The organism is Janthinobacterium sp. GW823-FHT01H08, from assembly GCF_058797855.1.
The window spans coordinates 1936775-1954200 of the sequence record NZ_CM179504.1 but is presented as its reverse complement, the minus strand read 5'-3'; the positions used below and the strand labels follow the sequence as shown (position 1 = coordinate 1954200).

At 61.6% G+C, this 17426-nt stretch carries 17 protein-coding genes; 10 read left to right on the top strand and 7 right to left on the bottom strand.

The window, feature by feature from the left end; all coding sequences use genetic code 11:
• Window positions 1-115 precede the first annotated feature (115 nt).
• On the top strand, window positions 116-1306 hold the full coding sequence (locus AC3RCG_RS08700; RefSeq protein ID WP_492403573.1) for a PAS domain-containing sensor histidine kinase: 1191 nt from the start codon (window positions 116-118) through the stop codon (window positions 1304-1306).
• 45 nt (window positions 1307-1351) lie between these two features.
• Here the strand turns inward: AC3RCG_RS08700 and AC3RCG_RS08695 are convergent, their stop codons facing one another.
• The 3 genes from AC3RCG_RS08695 to AC3RCG_RS08685 form a co-directional block, all read right to left on the bottom strand.
• Window positions 1352-2299: a porin gene (locus AC3RCG_RS08695; protein ID WP_052140115.1), complete on the bottom strand. Its 948-nt coding sequence runs from the start codon at window positions 2297-2299 to the stop codon at window positions 1352-1354.
• Window positions 2300-2609: 310 nt separating this feature from the next.
• Window positions 2610-3260: a class I SAM-dependent methyltransferase gene (locus AC3RCG_RS08690; protein WP_070219464.1), complete on the bottom strand. Its 651-nt coding sequence runs from the start codon at window positions 3258-3260 to the stop codon at window positions 2610-2612.
• A 61-nt stretch (window positions 3261-3321) separates the two neighbouring features.
• Entirely contained in the window at window positions 3322-4263 is a 942-nt protein-coding gene (locus AC3RCG_RS08685) for a CysB family HTH-type transcriptional regulator (RefSeq protein WP_034751505.1), read from the bottom strand.
• A gap of 160 nt (window positions 4264-4423) precedes the next feature.
• On the opposite strand from AC3RCG_RS08685, the gene AC3RCG_RS08680 reads away from it, so the two are divergent.
• The 8 genes from AC3RCG_RS08680 (at window position 4424) to AC3RCG_RS08645 (ending at window position 12178) form a co-directional block, all read left to right on the top strand.
• Window positions 4424-5197 (top strand): sulfite exporter TauE/SafE family protein, encoded by a 774-nt coding sequence (locus AC3RCG_RS08680; RefSeq protein WP_121668792.1) that lies wholly within the window; start codon window positions 4424-4426, stop codon window positions 5195-5197.
• Between the two features lie 81 nt (window positions 5198-5278).
• A complete protein-coding gene (locus AC3RCG_RS08675; RefSeq protein ID WP_409026936.1) occupies window positions 5279-6967 on the top strand; it encodes a nitrite/sulfite reductase in 1689 nt (562 codons plus the stop codon).
• Window positions 6960-7520: a DUF934 domain-containing protein gene (locus AC3RCG_RS08670; RefSeq protein ID WP_409026937.1), complete on the top strand. Its 561-nt coding sequence runs from the start codon at window positions 6960-6962 to the stop codon at window positions 7518-7520. Before AC3RCG_RS08675 ends, AC3RCG_RS08670 begins: the two co-directional genes overlap by 8 nt.
• A 9-nt stretch (window positions 7521-7529) precedes the next feature.
• The gene (locus tag AC3RCG_RS08665; protein ID WP_070290524.1) at window positions 7530-8246 is read left to right on the top strand and encodes a phosphoadenylyl-sulfate reductase; all 717 of its coding nucleotides are present in this window, start codon (window positions 7530-7532) and stop codon (window positions 8244-8246) included.
• Window positions 8247-8276: 30 nt separating this feature from the next.
• Complete coding sequence (gene cysD, locus AC3RCG_RS08660) at window positions 8277-9188, top strand: sulfate adenylyltransferase subunit CysD (protein WP_492403577.1); 912 nt, start codon at window positions 8277-8279, stop codon at window positions 9186-9188.
• Entirely contained in the window at window positions 9188-10504 is a 1317-nt protein-coding gene (locus AC3RCG_RS08655; RefSeq protein WP_492403579.1) for a sulfate adenylyltransferase subunit 1, read from the top strand. Before cysD ends, AC3RCG_RS08655 begins: the two co-directional genes overlap by 1 nt.
• 27 nt (window positions 10505-10531) lie before the next feature.
• Window positions 10532-11296 (top strand): uroporphyrinogen-III C-methyltransferase, encoded by a 765-nt coding sequence (gene cobA / locus AC3RCG_RS08650; RefSeq protein ID WP_492403581.1) that lies wholly within the window; start codon window positions 10532-10534, stop codon window positions 11294-11296.
• Between the two features lie 231 nt (window positions 11297-11527).
• Window positions 11528-12178: a hypothetical protein gene (locus AC3RCG_RS08645; RefSeq protein WP_492403583.1), complete on the top strand. Its 651-nt coding sequence runs from the start codon at window positions 11528-11530 to the stop codon at window positions 12176-12178.
• Here AC3RCG_RS08645 and AC3RCG_RS08640 read toward each other — a convergent pair.
• The 4 genes from AC3RCG_RS08640 to lptF are packed head-to-tail and all read right to left on the bottom strand — an operon-like array spanning window position 12175 to window position 15858.
• Complete coding sequence (locus AC3RCG_RS08640) at window positions 12175-13143, bottom strand: Stealth CR1 domain-containing protein (RefSeq protein WP_492403585.1); 969 nt, start codon at window positions 13141-13143, stop codon at window positions 12175-12177. The genes AC3RCG_RS08645 and AC3RCG_RS08640 overlap by 4 nt on opposite strands.
• A complete protein-coding gene (locus AC3RCG_RS08635; protein ID WP_492403587.1) occupies window positions 13140-13547 on the bottom strand; it encodes a sirohydrochlorin chelatase in 408 nt (135 codons plus the stop codon). The genes AC3RCG_RS08640 and AC3RCG_RS08635 overlap by 4 nt, the downstream gene beginning before the upstream one ends.
• On the bottom strand, window positions 13547-14716 hold the full coding sequence (gene lptG / locus AC3RCG_RS08630; protein WP_070219475.1) for an LPS export ABC transporter permease LptG: 1170 nt from the start codon (window positions 14714-14716) through the stop codon (window positions 13547-13549). The genes AC3RCG_RS08635 and lptG overlap by 1 nt, the downstream gene beginning before the upstream one ends.
• Complete coding sequence (gene lptF / locus AC3RCG_RS08625; protein WP_070219476.1) at window positions 14713-15858, bottom strand: LPS export ABC transporter permease LptF; 1146 nt, start codon at window positions 15856-15858, stop codon at window positions 14713-14715. The genes lptG and lptF overlap by 4 nt, the downstream gene beginning before the upstream one ends.
• 67 nt (window positions 15859-15925) lie before the next feature.
• On the opposite strand from lptF, the gene AC3RCG_RS08620 reads away from it, so the two are divergent.
• Window positions 15926-17419 carry a leucyl aminopeptidase gene (locus tag AC3RCG_RS08620; RefSeq protein ID WP_070290519.1) on the top strand — a complete coding sequence of 498 codons (1494 nt, stop codon included), beginning with the start codon at window positions 15926-15928 and terminating at the stop codon, window positions 17417-17419.
• Window positions 17420-17426: the final 7 nt, after the last annotated feature.

The following is a 17426-nucleotide window of genomic DNA, read 5'->3' as shown; positions in this document are numbered from 1 at the left end:
TTCCCCTTCCTGCGCCACATCAAGCCGCGCCGCACCAGCAGGCATAGGCTAGATAAAGTCCAACTCTCCATCGCTGTCCTGTCTGCCTTCGTACACGTTCGCAAGGAGAAGCCCCATGCCCGACCGAGGCAGTCCTGCACTGCTGCGCATCTTGCCGCTGGGTATGGCGGCTGCGCTTTTGCTGTGCCTGTTTCCGCCACTGAAAGCCCGCCGGCAGCAGCAGGCGCGCGGACAAGCCATCATCGACAGCGCCAGCGACGCCATCATCAGCATCGACAGCCGGCAAATCATCCTGCATGCGAACGCGGCAGCGGCCAGATTGTTCGATGACACGCCGGCCGGCATGCGCGGCATGCGCCTGGGTCACTACATCCTGCGCGACTTGCGCACCCTCGGCGGCCTGGGCAAGCACGATGGCGAGCCGCCGTTTGGCGATATCAGCCAGGAACTGCGCCTGACGGGCCGGCGCGCCACCGATTACACCTTGACGGGACGGCGCAGCGATGGCGTCATGTTTCCCCTCGAAGGATCGCTCTCGGCCATGCAGGAAGACGGCCACAGCGTCTTTACCATCATCGTGCGCGACATTACGGCGCGTCAGCAGATGCATGAACAGCTGGCCCGCTCCTTTTCGCAATTGCGTGAATTGTCGAGCGCGCTGCAAACCATCCGCGAAGAAGAACGCAAGCATATCGCGCGCGAACTGCATGATGACCTGGGGCAATTGCTGGCCACCTTGCGCGTCGACCTGACCCTGGTGCGCCAGCACACGGACACCACCGCGCCCCTGCAAGCCCTGCTGCACAGCATGGACGGCTTGCTGGTGACGGCCATTACCTCGCTGCGGCGCATCGCCAGCAACCTGCGCCCGCGCGCGCTCGATGAAGGGGGATTGTATTTTGCGCTGCAAAAACTGCGCCACGACTTCCTGCTGCGCCGCGCCATCCATTTCGACTTGCTGGCCGACGAGGCCGACCTCGTGCTCGACGATGCGCGCAGCACGGCCATCTACCGCATCGTGCAGGAAGCACTGACGAATATCGCGCGCCATGCCGAAGCGAACCACATCACCATCGCCCTGCACCGCATCGATTCCTCGCTGGCCATCACCATCCAGGATGACGGCCGCGGCATTGCCGAACACGACCTGGAAAAAGCCACGGCACTAGGGCTGCTGGGCATGCGCGAGCGGGTCTGGGGCTTGAACGGCAGCATCCATATCGGCGCCGATAGCGAGCTGGGCGGCACACGCATCGACATCTCGCTGCCCATGAATGCCGAGGCGGCATCCGCGGCGATGCAATAAAAAAGGCGCCCGCAGGCGCCTTTGCTTCGTCACATCGAATGATGCTTAGAATTTGTGTGCCAGACCGATCTGGTACGAAGTCAGCGACTTGACGCGCTCGCGGCCAGCGTAAGCGTACACGTCGGTGCGCTTCGACAGGTGGTAGTCGTAACCGACGCCGAATTCCTTGATGGTGTCCTGATCCTTGAACTTGTTGTTGCTTTGCTCTTGCTTGCCATACGACACTTTGGCATCGCCGCCGCCCACCGTGTAGTTCAGGCCGATCAAGTAGGACTTGAATTCGCCAGTCGTCGCAACCTTGGTGTCGCCTTTCGAGTAGGCGGCCGTGATCTTGGCCGGGCCGAATTTATAGCCGCCACCGATGGACCACAGGTCAGGCTTGGCGGCCGTTGCCGTTGCTTGTACGGCTTTTTCGTAGCCGGCGTGCAGGCTGATCGGGCCATTGTCGTAGGTTGCCAGGCCGATCACACCCGCGTCAGCGCTGTTGACTTCGCTCAGCACGTATTGCAGGCTGCCCACGAAACCTTCAAAGCTTGGGCTGTTGTAGGTTACGGCATTGTTGACGCGCGACGTGCCGACGCCCGAACGCAGCAGGGTTTCATTGTTCTTGCCGACCACGCCGTAGGTGTTGAATGGGTCGACGCGGGCGATGGTGCCATCGACCAGATTCTTGGTGCGGCCCAGGATGGCGGTACCGAAAGCGCCTTTCAAGCCCACGTACGCTTGACGGTCGAACAACACGCCTTTTTGCGCACCGGTGTCGGCCAGGAATTCACTTTCCAGGTTGAAAATTGCGGACAGGCCGCCACCCAGATCTTCCGTACCCTTGAAACCGAGGCGCGACGCATTGTTTTCGCGTTGTACCGTCGGCTGGCCAGTGGTCTTGGCAATACCGAGGTCAACCAGGCCGTACACGGTGACGTTCGATTGTGCTTGTGCCGTAGCTGCTGCGAAGGTGCCGATGATCAATGCTGCCAGAGTAATTTTTTTCACTTGAGATTCTCTACATTAGGTTGGACAAGAATGGTGCTGCTTAGCTGCTGAACCGAATCATGCCCACGAAATACTTCAACAATATGACATCGACAAGATGTTGTTTTTTGGAACAACATCTTGTCAGATAAAAACAACAGGCGAAAAAAAACCGCCCGGAGGCGATTCATGCGGCGGCAAGGCCTATTTACCGTAGGTCGGATTAGCGGGACAAGGCCACGCATAATCCGACTAGCACCTTCGGCAACGCCTGTCGGATTGCGCCCTACGGGCTAATCCGACCTACCGCTACCATATAGACAGATCAGCCTTACTTCAGACGGCAGCTCAACAGCCAGTAGTATTCCAGGCGCTTCATGCGGATTTCGCGGGCCGAGTGGGCAAACTTCTTGCGCAGGTGGCTATCCGATGGGAAATTCTTCAGCACTTCATAGCGCTCGCCCGCCTCCGTCGTGCGGAACTGGTGCGTATTGCCTTCCAGGTCGGTGCGCGCGATCACGGTGCTGCTGCCATCGACATACGAGTTGTCGATCAGCACCAGCAGGATGTCCTTGCCCAGCTTCGTGCGCAATTGCTTCAGGTATTTGTCCTGGTCTTCGCGCTTGACGTGCGACCACCAGAAACCCGCGAACACGGCCGTGAACTTGCCCAGCATGTCGTCGGGCAAGTTGAAGGCATCGAGCTTGGCGAAGGTGACGTTGTCGGGCAAGCCGCGTGCCTGGGCCAGCGCCAGCATTTCATCGTTGATATCGGTGGCCAGTACGGACTCGGCCGACTCGGCGACCACTTCCGTCCAGTAGCCGGTGCCGCAAGCCAGTTCCAGCACGGTGTGGCCTTCCAGCACGTCGGCGACCTTGTCGCGCAACACTTCCAGGTCTTCCTGGCGTTCGGGCTTGTCATAGACGCGCTCGTACTGCTGCGCGATGGTGGCGTAATATTTGGCAAGCTGATCGGTAATCATTGTTTCTTCTCTTCTTAAATAATCTTGGCCAGGCACCTCGCCCGGCCGACTTCATGCATTGTTATAGTTCGTAGTGCTCTTTATCACCGCTCATCGCCTGCTCGATGAGCTTGCGGTTCAAGGTCGGCGTCAGCAACTCGATAAAGGTATAAATATAGCTGCGCAAATACGCGCCCTGCTTGACGGCCACGCGCGACACATTCATGCCGAACAGGTGCCCGACAGGGATGGCGCGCAAGCCTTTGTCGCGCTCGGCATCGAAGGCCATACCCGCTATGATACCAATCCCCATGCCCAACTCGACATAAGTCTTGATCACGTCCGCGTCGATGGCTTCGAGCAAGATGTCCGGCTTCAGGCCGCGCAGCACGAAAGCATGGTCGATCTTGTTGCGTCCGGCGAACGCGCTGTCATAGGTAATCAGGGGGAAGGCGGCGATTTCTTCCAGGGTCACGGACTTCGATTTGAGCAGCGGATGGTCGACGGGCACCACCACCACGTGTTCCCATTGATAGCATGGCAAGGTGATCAGGCCATCGATGGCGGCGATCGATTCCGTGGCGATGGCGAGATCCGCCTGGTCGCGCTGCACCATCTCGGCGATCTGGCGCGGATTTCCTTGCAGTAAAGACAATCGCACCTTGGGGAACTTCAGCATGAAAGCTTGCACCACCTTGGGCAAGGTGTAGCGCGCCTGTGTATGCGTAGTGGCAATGGTAAAGCTGCCGCTGTCCTGCGCCGCGAATTCCTTGCCGATGCGCTTCATGCTGTCGATTTCCTGCATAATCAGCTCGACGGACTCCAGCACCAGGCGGCCCGGCTCCGTCAAGCCGCGGATGCGCTTGCCGTGGCGCGTAAAAATATCCACGCCCAGCTCTTCCTCCAGCTCGATGATGGCTTTCGATACGCCCGGTTGCGACGTGAACAAGGCCTTGGCGGCGTCCGTCAGGTTGTAGTTCTGCCGGACCGCTTCGCGCACGAAGCGCAGTTGATGGAGATTCATTGCTGGTTTGCCCTAGATTGCCGTGATTTGCCGAGTTTCCGCCCCACCCATGATTTTGCATGCATGCATATACGCATATCGCATATAAGCAAATGCGTACTTAGTAGTTTGGAATAAACACTAAGTTTATTACTATTGCGAGTACTTTGGGGGTGCAAGCATGACTTTGTCTTATATAGTCTCAGGATTTGCCGTAGGATTACTCGTAGGAATGACCGGCGTGGGCGGCGGCTCGCTGATGACGCCGCTGTTAACCCTGCTGTTTGGCGTACCGCCTTCCGTGGCGGTGGGTACCGACCTGGCCTTCGCCTCGATCACCAAGAGCGCCGGCACCCTGACGCACCGCCTGCGCGGCACCATCCGCTGGGATATCGTCAAGCGCCTGTGCATCGGCGCCCTGCCCGCCGCCGTCATCGCGACCCTGGCGCTCAAATCGTTCGGCACCCTGTCGCCGCAAATCGGCCAGATCATCCGTTACTCGATCGCCGGCTCCGTGCTGCTGACCGTCGTGGCACTCATTTTCAAGGGCCGCATGCTGGCCTGGATCAATGCCCACCCTGAGAAACAATTGCAAGGCAGCAAGCTTGCCGCCGCAACCATCATTGCCGGCGCCGTGCTGGGCGTGCTGGTGACGGTCTCGTCGATCGGCGCCGGCGCCATCGGCGCGACCTTGCTGGTGATGCTGTATCCACGCATGAGCTCGGCCGAAGTGGCGGGCACCGACATCGCCTACGCCGTGCCCCTGACGGCCATCGCCGCGCTGGGCCACTGGTGGCTCGGCTCCATCCACTGGGAATTGCTGGCCTCCTTGCTGGTCGGCTCCCTGCCCGGCATCACGCTCGGCTCCTGGGTCGCGCGATCCGTGCCGGAACAGTTTTTAAGAGTCTTACTGGCGATGACCTTGACCGGCGTGGCAGTGAAGCTAATCTATTAATGACCGAACAAGTGACAAGAGCAGTATCAAGAACATCATCCCAGGCAATCTTCAAGCACCCCGGCTTTTTTAGGAATTGATATGTACCATTACGATCAGTACGACCACCTCATCATCAAAGAACGCATCGCCCAGTACCGAGACCAGGTTGCGCGCCGTATCGCCAATGAACTGACGGAAGAGGAATTCATTCCGCTGCGCCTGCAAAACGGCCTGTACATGCAACGCCACGCCTACATGCTGCGCATCGCCGTGCCGTACGGCTTGCTGTCGTCCAAGCAGATGCGCATGTTCGCGCACATCGCGCGCAAGTATGACCGCGGCTATGGCCACTTCACGACGCGCCAGAACATCCAGTTCAACTGGATTGAGCTGGAACAGACGCCCGATATCCTGACGGACCTCGCTTCCGTGGAAATGCACGCGATCCAGACGTCCGGCAACTGTATCCGTAATACAACATCGGACCCGTTTGCGGGCGTCGCCGCCGATGAAATCATCGATCCGCGCCCGTACGCGGAAGTATTGCGCCAGTGGAGCACCTTCCACCCCGAGTTCATCGCCCTGCCCCGCAAATTCAAGGTCGCCATCAATGGTGCCGAGGAAGACCGCGCCGCCATCGCCGTGCACGACATCGGCTTGACGGCCGTGCGCAACGAAGCTGGCGAAGTGGGCTTCAAGGTGATGGCCGGCGGCGGCATGGGCCGCACGCCGATCCTGGGCAGCGTCGTGCGCGACTTCCTGCCGTGGCAGCACTTGCTCACGTATATCCAGGCGATCATGCGCGTGTACAACCTGCACGGCCGCCGCGACAACAAATACAAGGCGCGCATCAAGATTTTGCTGAAAGCCATCGGCGTGGAAGAATTCACGCGCCAGGTGGAAGCGGAATGGGTCGATTTGAAGGATGGTCCGGAAACCTTGACGGCCGAGGAAATGCGGCGCGTGGCGGACTTCTTCAATCCGCCCGCCTACCTTGCCCTGCCAGAACTCGACTACCAGGCCGAACACGCGGACAACAAGGCGTATGTGAACTGGCTGGCGCGCAACGTCAAGCCGCACCAACGCCCAGGCTACGTGGCCGTGGTACTGTCCCTGAAGAAAACGGGCGTGCCGCCAGGCGACGCGACGGCCGAGCAGATCGACTTCGTGGCCGATCTGGCCGACCGCTACAGCTTTGGCGAACTGCGCGTGACGCATGAACAAAACCTGGTGCTGGCCGACGTGGAACAGTCGAAACTGTTCGCACTGTGGCAGGAAGCCAAGGCGCACGGCCTGGCCACGCCGAACATCGGCTTGCTGACGGACATGATCTGCTGCCCGGGCGGCGATTTCTGCTCGCTGGCGAACGCCAAGTCGCTGCCGATCGCGGCCGCCATCGCGGAACGCTTCGACAGCATCGACTTCCAGCACGACATCGGCGAGATCGAACTGAATATTTCCGGCTGCATCAATGCCTGCGGCCACCATCACGTGGGCAGCATCGGCATCCTCGGCGTCGACAAGGATGGCAGCGAATGGTATCAAGTGTCGATCGGCGGCGCGCAAGGCAACAACGCGGCCATCGGCAAGATTATCGGACCATCGTTCTCTTCCCTGCAGATGCCTGAAGTCATCGGCCGCCTGCTGCACGTCTACGTGCGCGACCGCCATGAAGGCGAGCGCTTCGTCGATACGGCCCAGCGCCTGGGCCTGGCGCCGTTCAAGGAACACGTATATGCAACGCCGATCACGGTCGGCAACCTGGTGGGAGAAGACGAATATGTTTGAAGTACGCGAAGAAATCATCAAGAACGCCGCCGTGGTGCCGAATACCTGGGGCTTGCTGCGCCTCGATGAGACCGACACGCCGGAAACGGTGGTTGTGCCTGCCGGCAAGGTCATCGTCCCCCTGCCCGTGTGGCAAGCCCAGCGCGAAACCCTGACGGCGCGCCTGCCCGACATCGGCGTGTGGCTGGCCAGCGACGAACGGCCGGAAGAACTGGCGGCCGACGTGGCGCAACTGCCCGTCATCGGCGTGGACTTTCCGAAATTCACGGATGGCCGCGGCTATTCCATCGCGTTCAATTTGCGCGCCCGCCTGGGTTTCCAGGGTGAATTGCGCGCCATCGGCGACGTGCTGCGCGACCAGCTGTTTTCCATGCACCGCGTCGGCTTCGATGCCTATGCGACGCGTCCGGACCGCAGCATCCATGACGCCCTGAAAGGTTTGTCGGTCTTTTCGGAAACCTACCAGGCCTCGTGGGATCAGAAATCGCCGCTGTTCCGCCGCCACCACCGCGAAGGCCAGAATCCTGACCTCGACAACGCGGCCGGCATCTGAGGACCCATCATGAGCGATCTGACTTCTTTGATTCACGCCACCGAGCAAACGCTGACACGCATCGCCGCGGATTTTTCGCCGGCCGTGTTCGCGTCCAGCCTGGCAGCCGAAGACATGGTGCTGACCGACATGATTCTCAAGGCAAAGCTGCCGATCGGCATCTTTTCCCTGGAAACGGGACGGCTGCACCAGGAAACCCTGGCCGTGCTCGACAAGGTGAAAACCCGCTACGGCCACGACATCACCCTGTACCGCCCGCAACCGGAGCTTGTCGCCGCCTACGTGGAACAGAACGGCCTCAACGCCTTTTATAACAGCGTCGAGATGCGCCGCGAATGCTGCCGTATCCGCAAGGTCGAACCGCTGGGCCGCGCCCTGGCCGGCAACAAGGCCTGGGTCACGGGACAGCGCCGCGCCCAGTCCACCACGCGCGCAGAATTGCACGTGCAGGAAGACGACGCGGCACACGCGATGACGAAATTCAATCCGCTGGCCGACTGGTCCGAGCAGGATGTGTGGGACTATATCCGCGCGAACGACGTGCCGTACAACGCGCTGCACGACCAGGGCTACCCGTCCATCGGCTGCGAACCGTGCACGCGTGCCGTGCAGCCGGGCGAAGACGTGCGCGCCGGGCGTTGGTGGTGGGAAAACCCGGATTCCAAGGAATGCGGCCTGCACATGGTGGACGGCAAACTGATACGCATCAAATCCGTGGCAGCCTGAACAGACACACAGAACAAGAAAGCATCCTATATGAGCAATATTTTGAACCAGCGTCACCTCGACAGCCTTGAATCGGAAGCCATCCACATCATGCGCGAAGTGGCGGCCGAATCGGCCAATCCCGCCCTGCTGTTTTCCGGTGGCAAGGATTCCGTCGTCCTGCTGCGCCTGGCCGAGAAAGCCTTCCGCCCGGGCAAGTTCCCGTTTCCCCTCGTGCATATCGACACGGGCCATAACTTCCCGGAAGTCATCACTTTCCGCGACAAAAAAGTGACCGAGCTGGGCGAGCGCCTGATCGTCGGCTCCGTCGAAGACTCGATCCAGCGCGGCACCGTGCGCCTGCGCAACCCGGCCACGGATTCGCGCAACGCGGCCCAAGCCGTGACCTTGCTGGAAACCATCGCCGAACATGGCTTTGACGCCTGCATCGGCGGTGCGCGCCGCGATGAAGAGAAGGCCCGCGCCAAGGAACGCATTTTTTCCTTCCGCGACGAATTTGGCGCCTGGGACCCGAAAGCCCAGCGCCCCGAGCTGTGGGACTTGTATAACACGCGCGTGCATCCCGGTGAAAACATGCGTGTCTTCCCCATCTCGAACTGGACGGAGCTGGACGTGTGGCAATACATCGCCCGCGAGAAACTGGAATTGCCACCGATCTACTTCGCGCACGAGCGCCAGGTGATCCCGCGCAACGGCCTGCTGGTGCCGCTGACGGATCTGACACCGCCGCGCGACGGCGAAACGGTGGAAACGCAAGTCGTGCGCTTCCGCACGGTGGGCGATATCTCGTGCACCTGCCCCGTGTCGTCCGACGCGGCGACGGTGGACGCCATCATCGCCGAGACGGCAATCACGCAAATCACGGAACGTGGCGCCACCCGCATGGATGACCAGACTTCCGAAGCCTCGATGGAAAAACGCAAGAAAGCAGGGTATTTCTAATGAACGCAGCAATCTCCAGCACCACTCTCACCGACAGCGTTGAACGCGGCATGTTGCGCTTTATTACAGCCGGTTCCGTCGATGACGGCAAGAGCACCCTGATCGGCCGTTTGCTGTTCGACAGCAAGGGCATCTTCGCCGACCAGCTCGACGCCATGTCGCGCTCCAAGCACAAGCGCACGGTGGGCGACACGGTCGACCTGTCCTTGCTGACGGATGGCCTGGAAGCGGAACGCGAGCAAGGCATCACCATCGACGTGGCCTACCGCTACTTTGCCACGCCGAAGCGCAAGTTCATCATCGCCGACACGCCGGGCCATGAACAGTACACGCGCAACATGGTCACGGGAGCGTCCACGGCCGACGCCGTCATCATCCTGATCGACGTATCGAAAGTCAAACTCGGTGAAGACGGCAGCGTGGAACTGCTGATACAGACCAAACGTCATTCGACGATTGCCCATTTGCTGCAGATCGAGCACGTGGTCGTGGCCGTCAACAAGATGGACCTGGTCGACTACGATGAAACGGTGTACAACCGCATCGTCGCCGCCTACCGCGAATTTGCCCAGTCGCTGGGCCTGAAGGACATCACGCCGATCCCGCTGTCGGCACTCACCGGCGACAACGTCGTCGAGCGCGGCGACAAGCTGGGCTGGTATACGGGCCCGACCCTGATCGAGCTGCTTGAATCCTTGTCCGTCTACGACGAATCGCACGACACGCCATTCCGCTTCCCCGTGCAGCTGGTGGCGCGCCACAACGGCCACGAAGCGAACGATTTCCGTGGCTACATGGGCCGCATCGAGGCCGGCAAGGTCAGCATCGGCGACACCCTGGTGGTGCAGCCATCGGGCCAGACGGCGACAGTGAAAGACATCGTCACCCTCGACGGTTCGCTGCCGACGGCCGTGGTGGGCCAGTCCGTGACCCTGCTGCTCAATGAATATCTGGACATTTCGCGTGGCGACTTGCTGGCCAGCAGCGAGCGCCCCGCCACCTTGCTGAAACAGGTAGTGGCCGACGTGTGCTGGCTGTCGGAAGACGCGCTGGACCTGCGCCGCAAGTACTGGATCAAGCACGGCACCAGGCAGACGGCGGCCAAGGTGACGGCGATCGAGTCGATTCTCGACATCAATACGCAGCAGCGCCATCCGGCCGAAGGCTTGAAATTGAACGACATCGCCCGCATCAGCCTGAACGTGCAGCAGGCGCTGGCGGCCGATGCGTATGCCGATATCCGCGCCACGGGGGCATTCATCCTGATCGATGAAGTCACCCACCAGACCGTGGCCGCGGGCATGGTTCGGCTGTAACCCGTATCTCGACTGAAGAAGGCTAGCATGAACAACTCCGCATCTCTCCCCGGCAAGGTCTACCTGATCGGCGCCGGCCCCGGCGCGCAAGACCTGATGACCTTGCGTGGCGCCCGCCTGCTGGCGCAGGCCGACGTCGTGCTGCACGACGCGCTGGTCACCGAAGAGATGCTGGAGCTGTGCCCGCAGGCGCAAAAAATCCTGGTCGGCAAGCGCTGCGGCCAGTTGTCGACGGCGCAGGCGTTTATTAACAAGCAACTGGTCGACAACGCGCGCAAGCACGCCGTCGTGGTGCGCCTGAAAGGGGGCGATCCCATGCTGTTCGGCCGTGCCGACGAGGAATTGCGGGCGCTGGAAGAAGCGGGCATCGCCGTCGAAGTGGTGCCCGGCATTACCACGGCGCTGGCGGCGGCGGCCGCAACACAGCAGCCGCTGACCAAGCGAGGCGTGTCGCGCAGCGTGGCCTTTTTCACGTCCAGCACGGCGCCGGGCGAACCGGACCAGACGCGCATTCCCGACTGCGATACCCTGGTGCAATACATGGGTGGCCGCGAAGCCATCGCCACGGCGCAGCGCTTGCTGGCCCAGGGCCGCCGTGCCGACACCCCGGTGGTGGTGATAGAAAACTGCAGCCGCCCGGACCAGCGCATCGTGCGCCTGACGCTGAGCGCCCTGGCGCACGGCCTGGGCGACACCCACGGCCCCGTGCTGGTGATGCTGGGCGACGCCATGGCCGCGCGCACGCACCAGTCCATCGAAGAAACGGCCGCCATTCTGGCGCGCCATGCTTGAATAAACACAGCGTATTTTACCGACTTTAAAGTCAGTAACCGACGTCTTCCGGGGAAACATGATACGATGCTCACGCATCTTTTCTCGAGAAGTTGTTGCGTGATAGCAATAAATTCACGCTTCGCCCCGCCATAGCGCTTGCCGTGCGGTATCCCGGCTGACCCTCCCCGAAAAAAGCTGCGCCCGCAGGCTGCAATACCGCGCCGCGCAACTTTAGCCTTACGACCACACATGAATTTCACCTCCATGCGCGAAGCCCTGACTTCGCTCAGCCGCAGCAATGTCGGCGTCGCCAGCGCCGTGCTGCTCAGCATGCTCGCCTCCATCGCCCTGTGGACGGTCTTCCCGAATATCGACGATGAAAACCACTTATTGGAATGGCTGCAGGCGCTGTTCCTGGCCCTGGCTTGCACCGTGCACGGCGTGCGCGCCTGGCAAGAGACTGACCGCCAGTCCCTGCGCTTCCTCATGCATGCGGGCCTGTGCGCGCTGCTGTTCGGCTTCCTGCTGCGCGAACTCGATATCGACCAGTTCGGCACGGCGCCCGCCTGGGCGCAGCTGGAAAAAGCCCTGCGTCTGGTGGAGTTGCTGATCCTGATACGCTTGCTGATCTTCTTCGCGCCGCGCGCGCGCAAGGTGTTTGCCCATGCGCCGCAGATTTTCAGCATGCGCATCACCATCCTGACGGCCATCGGCGGCTTGCTGATGGTCGCTGGCTGGCCTTTCGACAAGAAGGTCTTTCATGGCATGCCGGACGCCTACGCGCTGCTGGGCGAAGAAGTGCTCGAATTGGGCGCCTATTTGCTGCTGTTCCTCACTTCGCTGTCCGACAGCACGGCCGCCGCCCGCATCAGCCTGGCGCCGAAGAAGAAAGCGGCTTAAGCAACTTCAAACGATGACGGCAGCGGCAGCAGCCGCTGCAAGGTAGCGGCCACGCGCAGCAGGCGCGGGTCGTCGTCCCCGGCCTCGTCGCAGGTATCGTTGATGCAGAAAAACGGCAAGCTGCCGAAACGCGCCGCCAGTTCCTCAAGCTGCTGCGGCGCCTGCGCATCGCCGCTGGCGATATGCAGCGGGTCGAGCATGCGCGAGCGCGCAATCCCCTGATGCACCATCCAGCGCGGCACCAGGTCGGGCAGCAATGCCGGCACCTGCCACGAGCGGAACACCGTCGCGCGCACAGCGGCAAACATGGCCGGCGCCAGCCCTTCCAGCGCATGCAGCGCGCTTTTCAGCATGGGCCGCGGCGCATGCGCATACAGGCGCGGTTCATGCCGGTAAGCGGGGTACTGCGACGACAGCCATTGCCGCGACAAGGTCGCGCAATTGACGGGCGCCGCCACGTCGGCGCGCAAGCCCGGCACATCATCGTGCAGCGCGCTCTCCGTGAAAACACTCAAACGCCGGTCCCCTTCTCCGCCAAACCAGAATGCAGGCTCGAACGGCGCGCCGAAAAATACGTCGTCGTTCAGATACAGGAAGCGTTCGGACAATCCCGGAATATGGTGCAGGTACGATTCGATATGACCGGAGTCGAACACCGGCAGGGAGGCATCGGGCATCAGGATCGCATGGTCGATCACCGTCAGGCGCTTTGATGCGCGCAGCCAGTGGGGCACTTGCCGGTCCGTCAGCAGATAGATGTGGCCATGGCCGGGAAAGAAACGCTCGAGCGCGCGCAGGTTATAGCGCAGTTCGCCGTTGTCGCGGTAGCGCCCCGCCACGTTGCCGTGCAGGGCCAGCTGGCCGGGATGCGCCTGCGCCCAGGCGGCATAGGCGTGTCGCCGGCGCGCGCGCCAGGCGGGATCGGCGCCGTCTACCCACAGGTAGACGATGTCGATGCCGCTCAAGGCAAAGGGCTGGAACCTGGCGCCGCCACGCAGTAATCGGCGATGGCGGCGAGCACGCTGGCGTTCTCGCCCACCGCCTCGACCACCTTCAGGCGCAGTGCCGGATGCTGCTGGCGCAGTTCTTCCAGCAGCAACGGCAAGTCGCGCAGCACATGCCCGCCCTGCCCCAGGAACACGGGCACCACGGTGACGTCGAGGATGGCGCCGGCGGGCAGCTCGGCCAGCAGGCTCGCCACCAGCTCGGGCAGGCGTGGCGTCATCAGTTCCAGGAAGGCCAGGTGCACGCTGGCGCCGGGCATGCGCGCCTGGGTCAGGTCGCGCAGCCGCTCGAAGGGGGAGGCCCACGATGCGGCGCGCGCGCCATGGGCAAACAAGATCAATGCCTGTTTCACGTTCGTCTCCATCAGTGCCGCTCCACCCACCACAGGGCGCCCAGCGCCAGCAGCAGATACAGGGCGCTCGGCGCCACCGCCGTCAGGAAGGCCGGCCAGGTGCTGAGCAAGCCAAGATGCGAGAACAGGGTGTTGACCAGCATGAAGCTCACGCCGATCATGATGCCGATGAAGATCTTCAGGCTGATGCCGCCGCTGCGCGTATGCATGTAGGCGAACGGCAGCGCCAGCGCCATCAGCACGAAGATGGCCAGCGGATCGATCAGCTTTTTCCAGAAAGCGATGCGGAAACGCTCGGTTTCCTGCTTGTTCTCGGCCAGGTGGCGCGTGTACACGGCCAGTTCGCTGGCCGACATGCGCTCGGGGTCGGACGCCGACACCGTCAGGATCTTCGGCGTCACTTCCGACGTCATGTCCTTGCTGGCGCTCTGCACCGTGCGCACCAGACTCGTTTCCTGCCCATAGTAGTTCGCCAGCTTTGGCTCGAAGCCGGGCGAGGTGGCCGCGCTGTTCGAGAACGAGGTTTCCGTCACATCGGTCAGACGCCAGATATTATTGCCCTGATACGTCGCGCCTTTGGCCACGGTCAGGGTGCGCAAACGCATATCGGTGTCGAATTCATACAGCTTGACGTTTTTCAGCTGGCCGTCCGCACGCGCTTCGCCCACATTGAAAAAGCGCGAGCCGGTGACGGTACCCGTCAGGCCGTCGCTCTTGACCATGTCCTTGGTCCACAGGCCCGAGCGAAACTCGCTCGACACGGCCGCGCCGCGCGAGGTCAGCTTGAGGCGTTCGGCCAGCGGCTCCGTGCGCGGCGTGATCACCTCGCCGAAGATGAAGGTGATGACGACGAAGACGATACCGATGCGGAACAGGAAACCGGCGGCCATCGCCGTCGACATGCTCGATGCGCGCATGATGGTAAATTCGGAACTGGCGGCAAACTGCGCCATCGTGTAGATGGTGCCGATCAGCGCCGCGATCGGCATCACCTCGTACACGTGCCCCGGCACCAGCACCAGCACATACAGGAAGGCATACTGGATGGTGTAGCCGTTGCGGCCCACCTTGGGCAACTCGCCCGTCAGGTCGATGAAGGCTTGCAAAGCCAGAAAGGCCAGCAGCACGAACAGCACCGCCTGGAATATCGAGACCGCAAAATAGCGCTGTAAAATCTTCATTTCGATACCGCTTTACTTGGTTTGCCGGCGCGGCGCGCGCGCTTGAAAGCCGCCAGCAGGACCAGCGGATGATAGCGGTGATTCACATTCAGGCGCCACGCAAACAGCGCAACCACGGCCAGCGCCGCCAGCAGGTGCAGCGGCCACCAGGCCAGACCGAAGGTCAGGCGCCCCTGTTTCACGCTCGCTTCGACGACCTTGATCAGATTGCTGTAGGTGAAGAAAATCAGCAGGGCGATGATCAGGTTGGCCGAACTGCCGGCACGCGGATTGACAAAGCCCAGCGGAATGGCCAGCAGGATCAGCATCAGGCCGATCAGCGGCGCACTGACCCGCCACAGCAACTCGGCCATGGTGTAGGGATTCGGATCGGCGACCAGGGCCATGGTGCTCATGGCGCGCACGCCCAGTTCCGCGCCCAGTTCCTGCTGCTTGCTCTCGATGCGCATGATGTACTGCTCGAATTCCATGGTCTGGAAGTCCGCCTGTGTCGGCACGCCCTGGTAGCGGCGGCCGCTCTTGAGCACCAGGAAGCGTTCGCCCTTGGCGTCGGTATTGATCACGCCTTCCTTCGCGACGACGACGACGGCGCTGCCTTTTTCATCGACGGTATTGACGAAGACGTTCTGCACCACGTTCTTTTCGCCGCTAGCGCCCTCGACGAAAAAGATGCGGTTGCTGCCGGCCGATTCGCGGAACTGGCCCGGCGTGACTTTCTGCAGGTCTTCGCGCTTTTCAAAGCGCGCCACATATTCATCGCTTTTCTTTTGCGCCCACGGCGTGGCGTACAAACTCAGGACGCCGGTGGCCAGCACCAGCGGCAGGCCGAAGCTGAGCACGGGCCAGATCCAGCGCGACAGGCTCAGGCCCGAGGCGAACCACACCACCATCTCCGACTCCTTGTAGCTGCGCGTGACGACCATCAGCACCGAAATGAATCCGGTGAGGATGATGATGGTGGGCAGCTGCATCAGGGCGGAAAAGACCATCAGGGACATGACGTCGGCCGACGCGATCTTGCCGCCCGCCGCCTTGCCGAGAATACCGATCAGCATCCAGGTGAGCAGGATGCTGAACAAAACAGTGAAGGTGGCCCCGGCGGCACTAGCCAATTCACGTCGAAGGGCGCGTTGAAAGATCATTCGGAGTTTATAATTCGGGTCAGTTAGTTGAGTAACACGTTACTAGTAAATGAAAACGGAGAACCAAATGGACTTTAGCATAAAAGCATTCGATACCAAGAGCACCCTCGGCACGGCCAAAAGCGGATGCATCGCGGTTGCGGTATTCGAAAACAAAAAACTGTCGCCAGCGGCAAAATCGCTGGACAGCAAGGGTGCGATTTCGGCTGCGCTGAAGTCCGGCGACATCAGCGGCAAGCCTGGCAGCACCTTGCTGCTGCGCGCAGTCGATGGCGTCGCCGCCGAACGTGTTCTGCTGGTAGGCATGGGCAGCGATGACACTGTCAGCGAAAAAAGCTTCACGACCGGCGTACAAGCCGCGCTGAAGGCCTTCGGCTCGCTGGGCGCTGCGGACGCCATTATCGCATTACCGCTGGCTGAAGTGAAAGAGCGCGACGTAAATTGGGCAATCCGTTGCGTGGTGCAAGCAGCACATGACAGCGAATACCGCTGCGACTCGCAAAAAAGCAAAAAAGATCCAGCGCCGGCAGGCGTGCGCAAGATCGTCCTGGCAGCGCCAGCAACGGCAGCCACGCGCGGCGCGCTGGCACAAGCCATCGCCATCGCCAACGGTTCCGACCTGACGCGCAAGCTGGGCGACCTGCCGGCGAACATCGCCAATCCGACCTACCTGGCCAGCACGGCCAAGCAGCTGGCCAAGGATTACAAGTTCGAAGTCGAAGTACTGGACCGCAAACAGCTCGAAGCGCTGAAAATGGGCAGCTTCCTGTCCGTCACCAACGGCAGCGAGCAGCCGCCGAAATTCATCGTCCTGAAACACATGGGCGGCAAGGCCAAGGATGCGCCGGTGGTCCTGGTCGGCAAGGGCATCACCTTCGACACGGGCGGCATTTCGATCAAGGCCGGTCCCGGCATGGATGAAATGAAGTACGACATGTGCGGCGCCGCCTCGGTACTGGGCACCTTCCGCGCCATCGGCGAAATGAACCTGAAGCTGAACGTCATCGGCGTCATCGCCGCATGCGAAAACATGCCGTCGGGCCGCGCCACCAAGCCGGGCGACATCGTCACCTCCATGAACGGCCTGACCATCGAAGTGCTGAACACGGACGCCGAAGGCCGTCTGGTGCTGTGCGACGCGCTGACCTATGCCGAACGCTTCAAGCCGGCAGCCGTGGTCGATATCGCCACCCTGACGGGCGCTTGCGTCGTCGCCTTGGGCCACCACAACAGCGGCCTGTTTACGCGCAGCGATGCGGCGCATGACCAGCTGGCCAATGAACTGCTGGCAGCGGGCAAGCAATCGAGCGACACGGCATGGCGCATGCCGATCGAAGAGGCGTACAACGAACAGCTGAAGTCGAACTTCGCCGACCTGGCCAACATCGGCACGCCAGGCGGCGGCTCGGTGACGGCAGCGGCCTTCCTGGAAAACTTCACCAAGAAGTACACCTGGGCGCATCTGGACATCGCCGGCACGGCATGGAAATCGGGCGGATCGAAGGGCGCGACCGGCCGTCCAGTACCACTCTTGACCACGTTCCTGATCAACCGCGTCTAAGTTGACG

Bases quoted from the DNA above. Each gene is read 5' to 3' on its own strand.
- AC3RCG_RS08700 (WP_492403573.1), top strand. From the start codon at position 116: ATGCCCGACCGAGGCAGTCCTGCACTGCTGCGCATCTTGCCGCTGGGT.
- AC3RCG_RS08690 (WP_070219464.1), bottom strand. From the start codon at position 3,260: ATGATTACCGATCAGCTTGCCAAATATTACGCCACCATCGCGCAGCAG.
- AC3RCG_RS08685 (WP_034751505.1), bottom strand. From the start codon at position 4,263: ATGAATCTCCATCAACTGCGCTTCGTGCGCGAAGCGGTCCGGCAGAAC.
- AC3RCG_RS08680 (WP_121668792.1), top strand. From the start codon at position 4,424: ATGACTTTGTCTTATATAGTCTCAGGATTTGCCGTAGGATTACTCGTA.
- AC3RCG_RS08675 (WP_409026936.1), top strand. From the start codon at position 5,279: ATGTACCATTACGATCAGTACGACCACCTCATCATCAAAGAACGCATC.
- AC3RCG_RS08670 (WP_409026937.1), top strand. From the start codon at position 6,960: ATGTTTGAAGTACGCGAAGAAATCATCAAGAACGCCGCCGTGGTGCCG.
- AC3RCG_RS08665 (WP_070290524.1), top strand. From the start codon at position 7,530: ATGAGCGATCTGACTTCTTTGATTCACGCCACCGAGCAAACGCTGACA.
- cysD (WP_492403577.1), top strand. From the start codon at position 8,277: ATGAGCAATATTTTGAACCAGCGTCACCTCGACAGCCTTGAATCGGAA.
- AC3RCG_RS08655 (WP_492403579.1), top strand. From the start codon at position 9,188: ATGAACGCAGCAATCTCCAGCACCACTCTCACCGACAGCGTTGAACGC.
- cobA (WP_492403581.1), top strand. From the start codon at position 10,532: ATGAACAACTCCGCATCTCTCCCCGGCAAGGTCTACCTGATCGGCGCC.
- AC3RCG_RS08645 (WP_492403583.1), top strand. From the start codon at position 11,528: ATGAATTTCACCTCCATGCGCGAAGCCCTGACTTCGCTCAGCCGCAGC.
- AC3RCG_RS08635 (WP_492403587.1), bottom strand. From the start codon at position 13,547: ATGGAGACGAACGTGAAACAGGCATTGATCTTGTTTGCCCATGGCGCG.
- lptG (WP_070219475.1), bottom strand. From the start codon at position 14,716: ATGAAGATTTTACAGCGCTATTTTGCGGTCTCGATATTCCAGGCGGTG.
- lptF (WP_070219476.1), bottom strand. From the start codon at position 15,858: ATGATCTTTCAACGCGCCCTTCGACGTGAATTGGCTAGTGCCGCCGGG.
- AC3RCG_RS08620 (WP_070290519.1), top strand. From the start codon at position 15,926: ATGGACTTTAGCATAAAAGCATTCGATACCAAGAGCACCCTCGGCACG.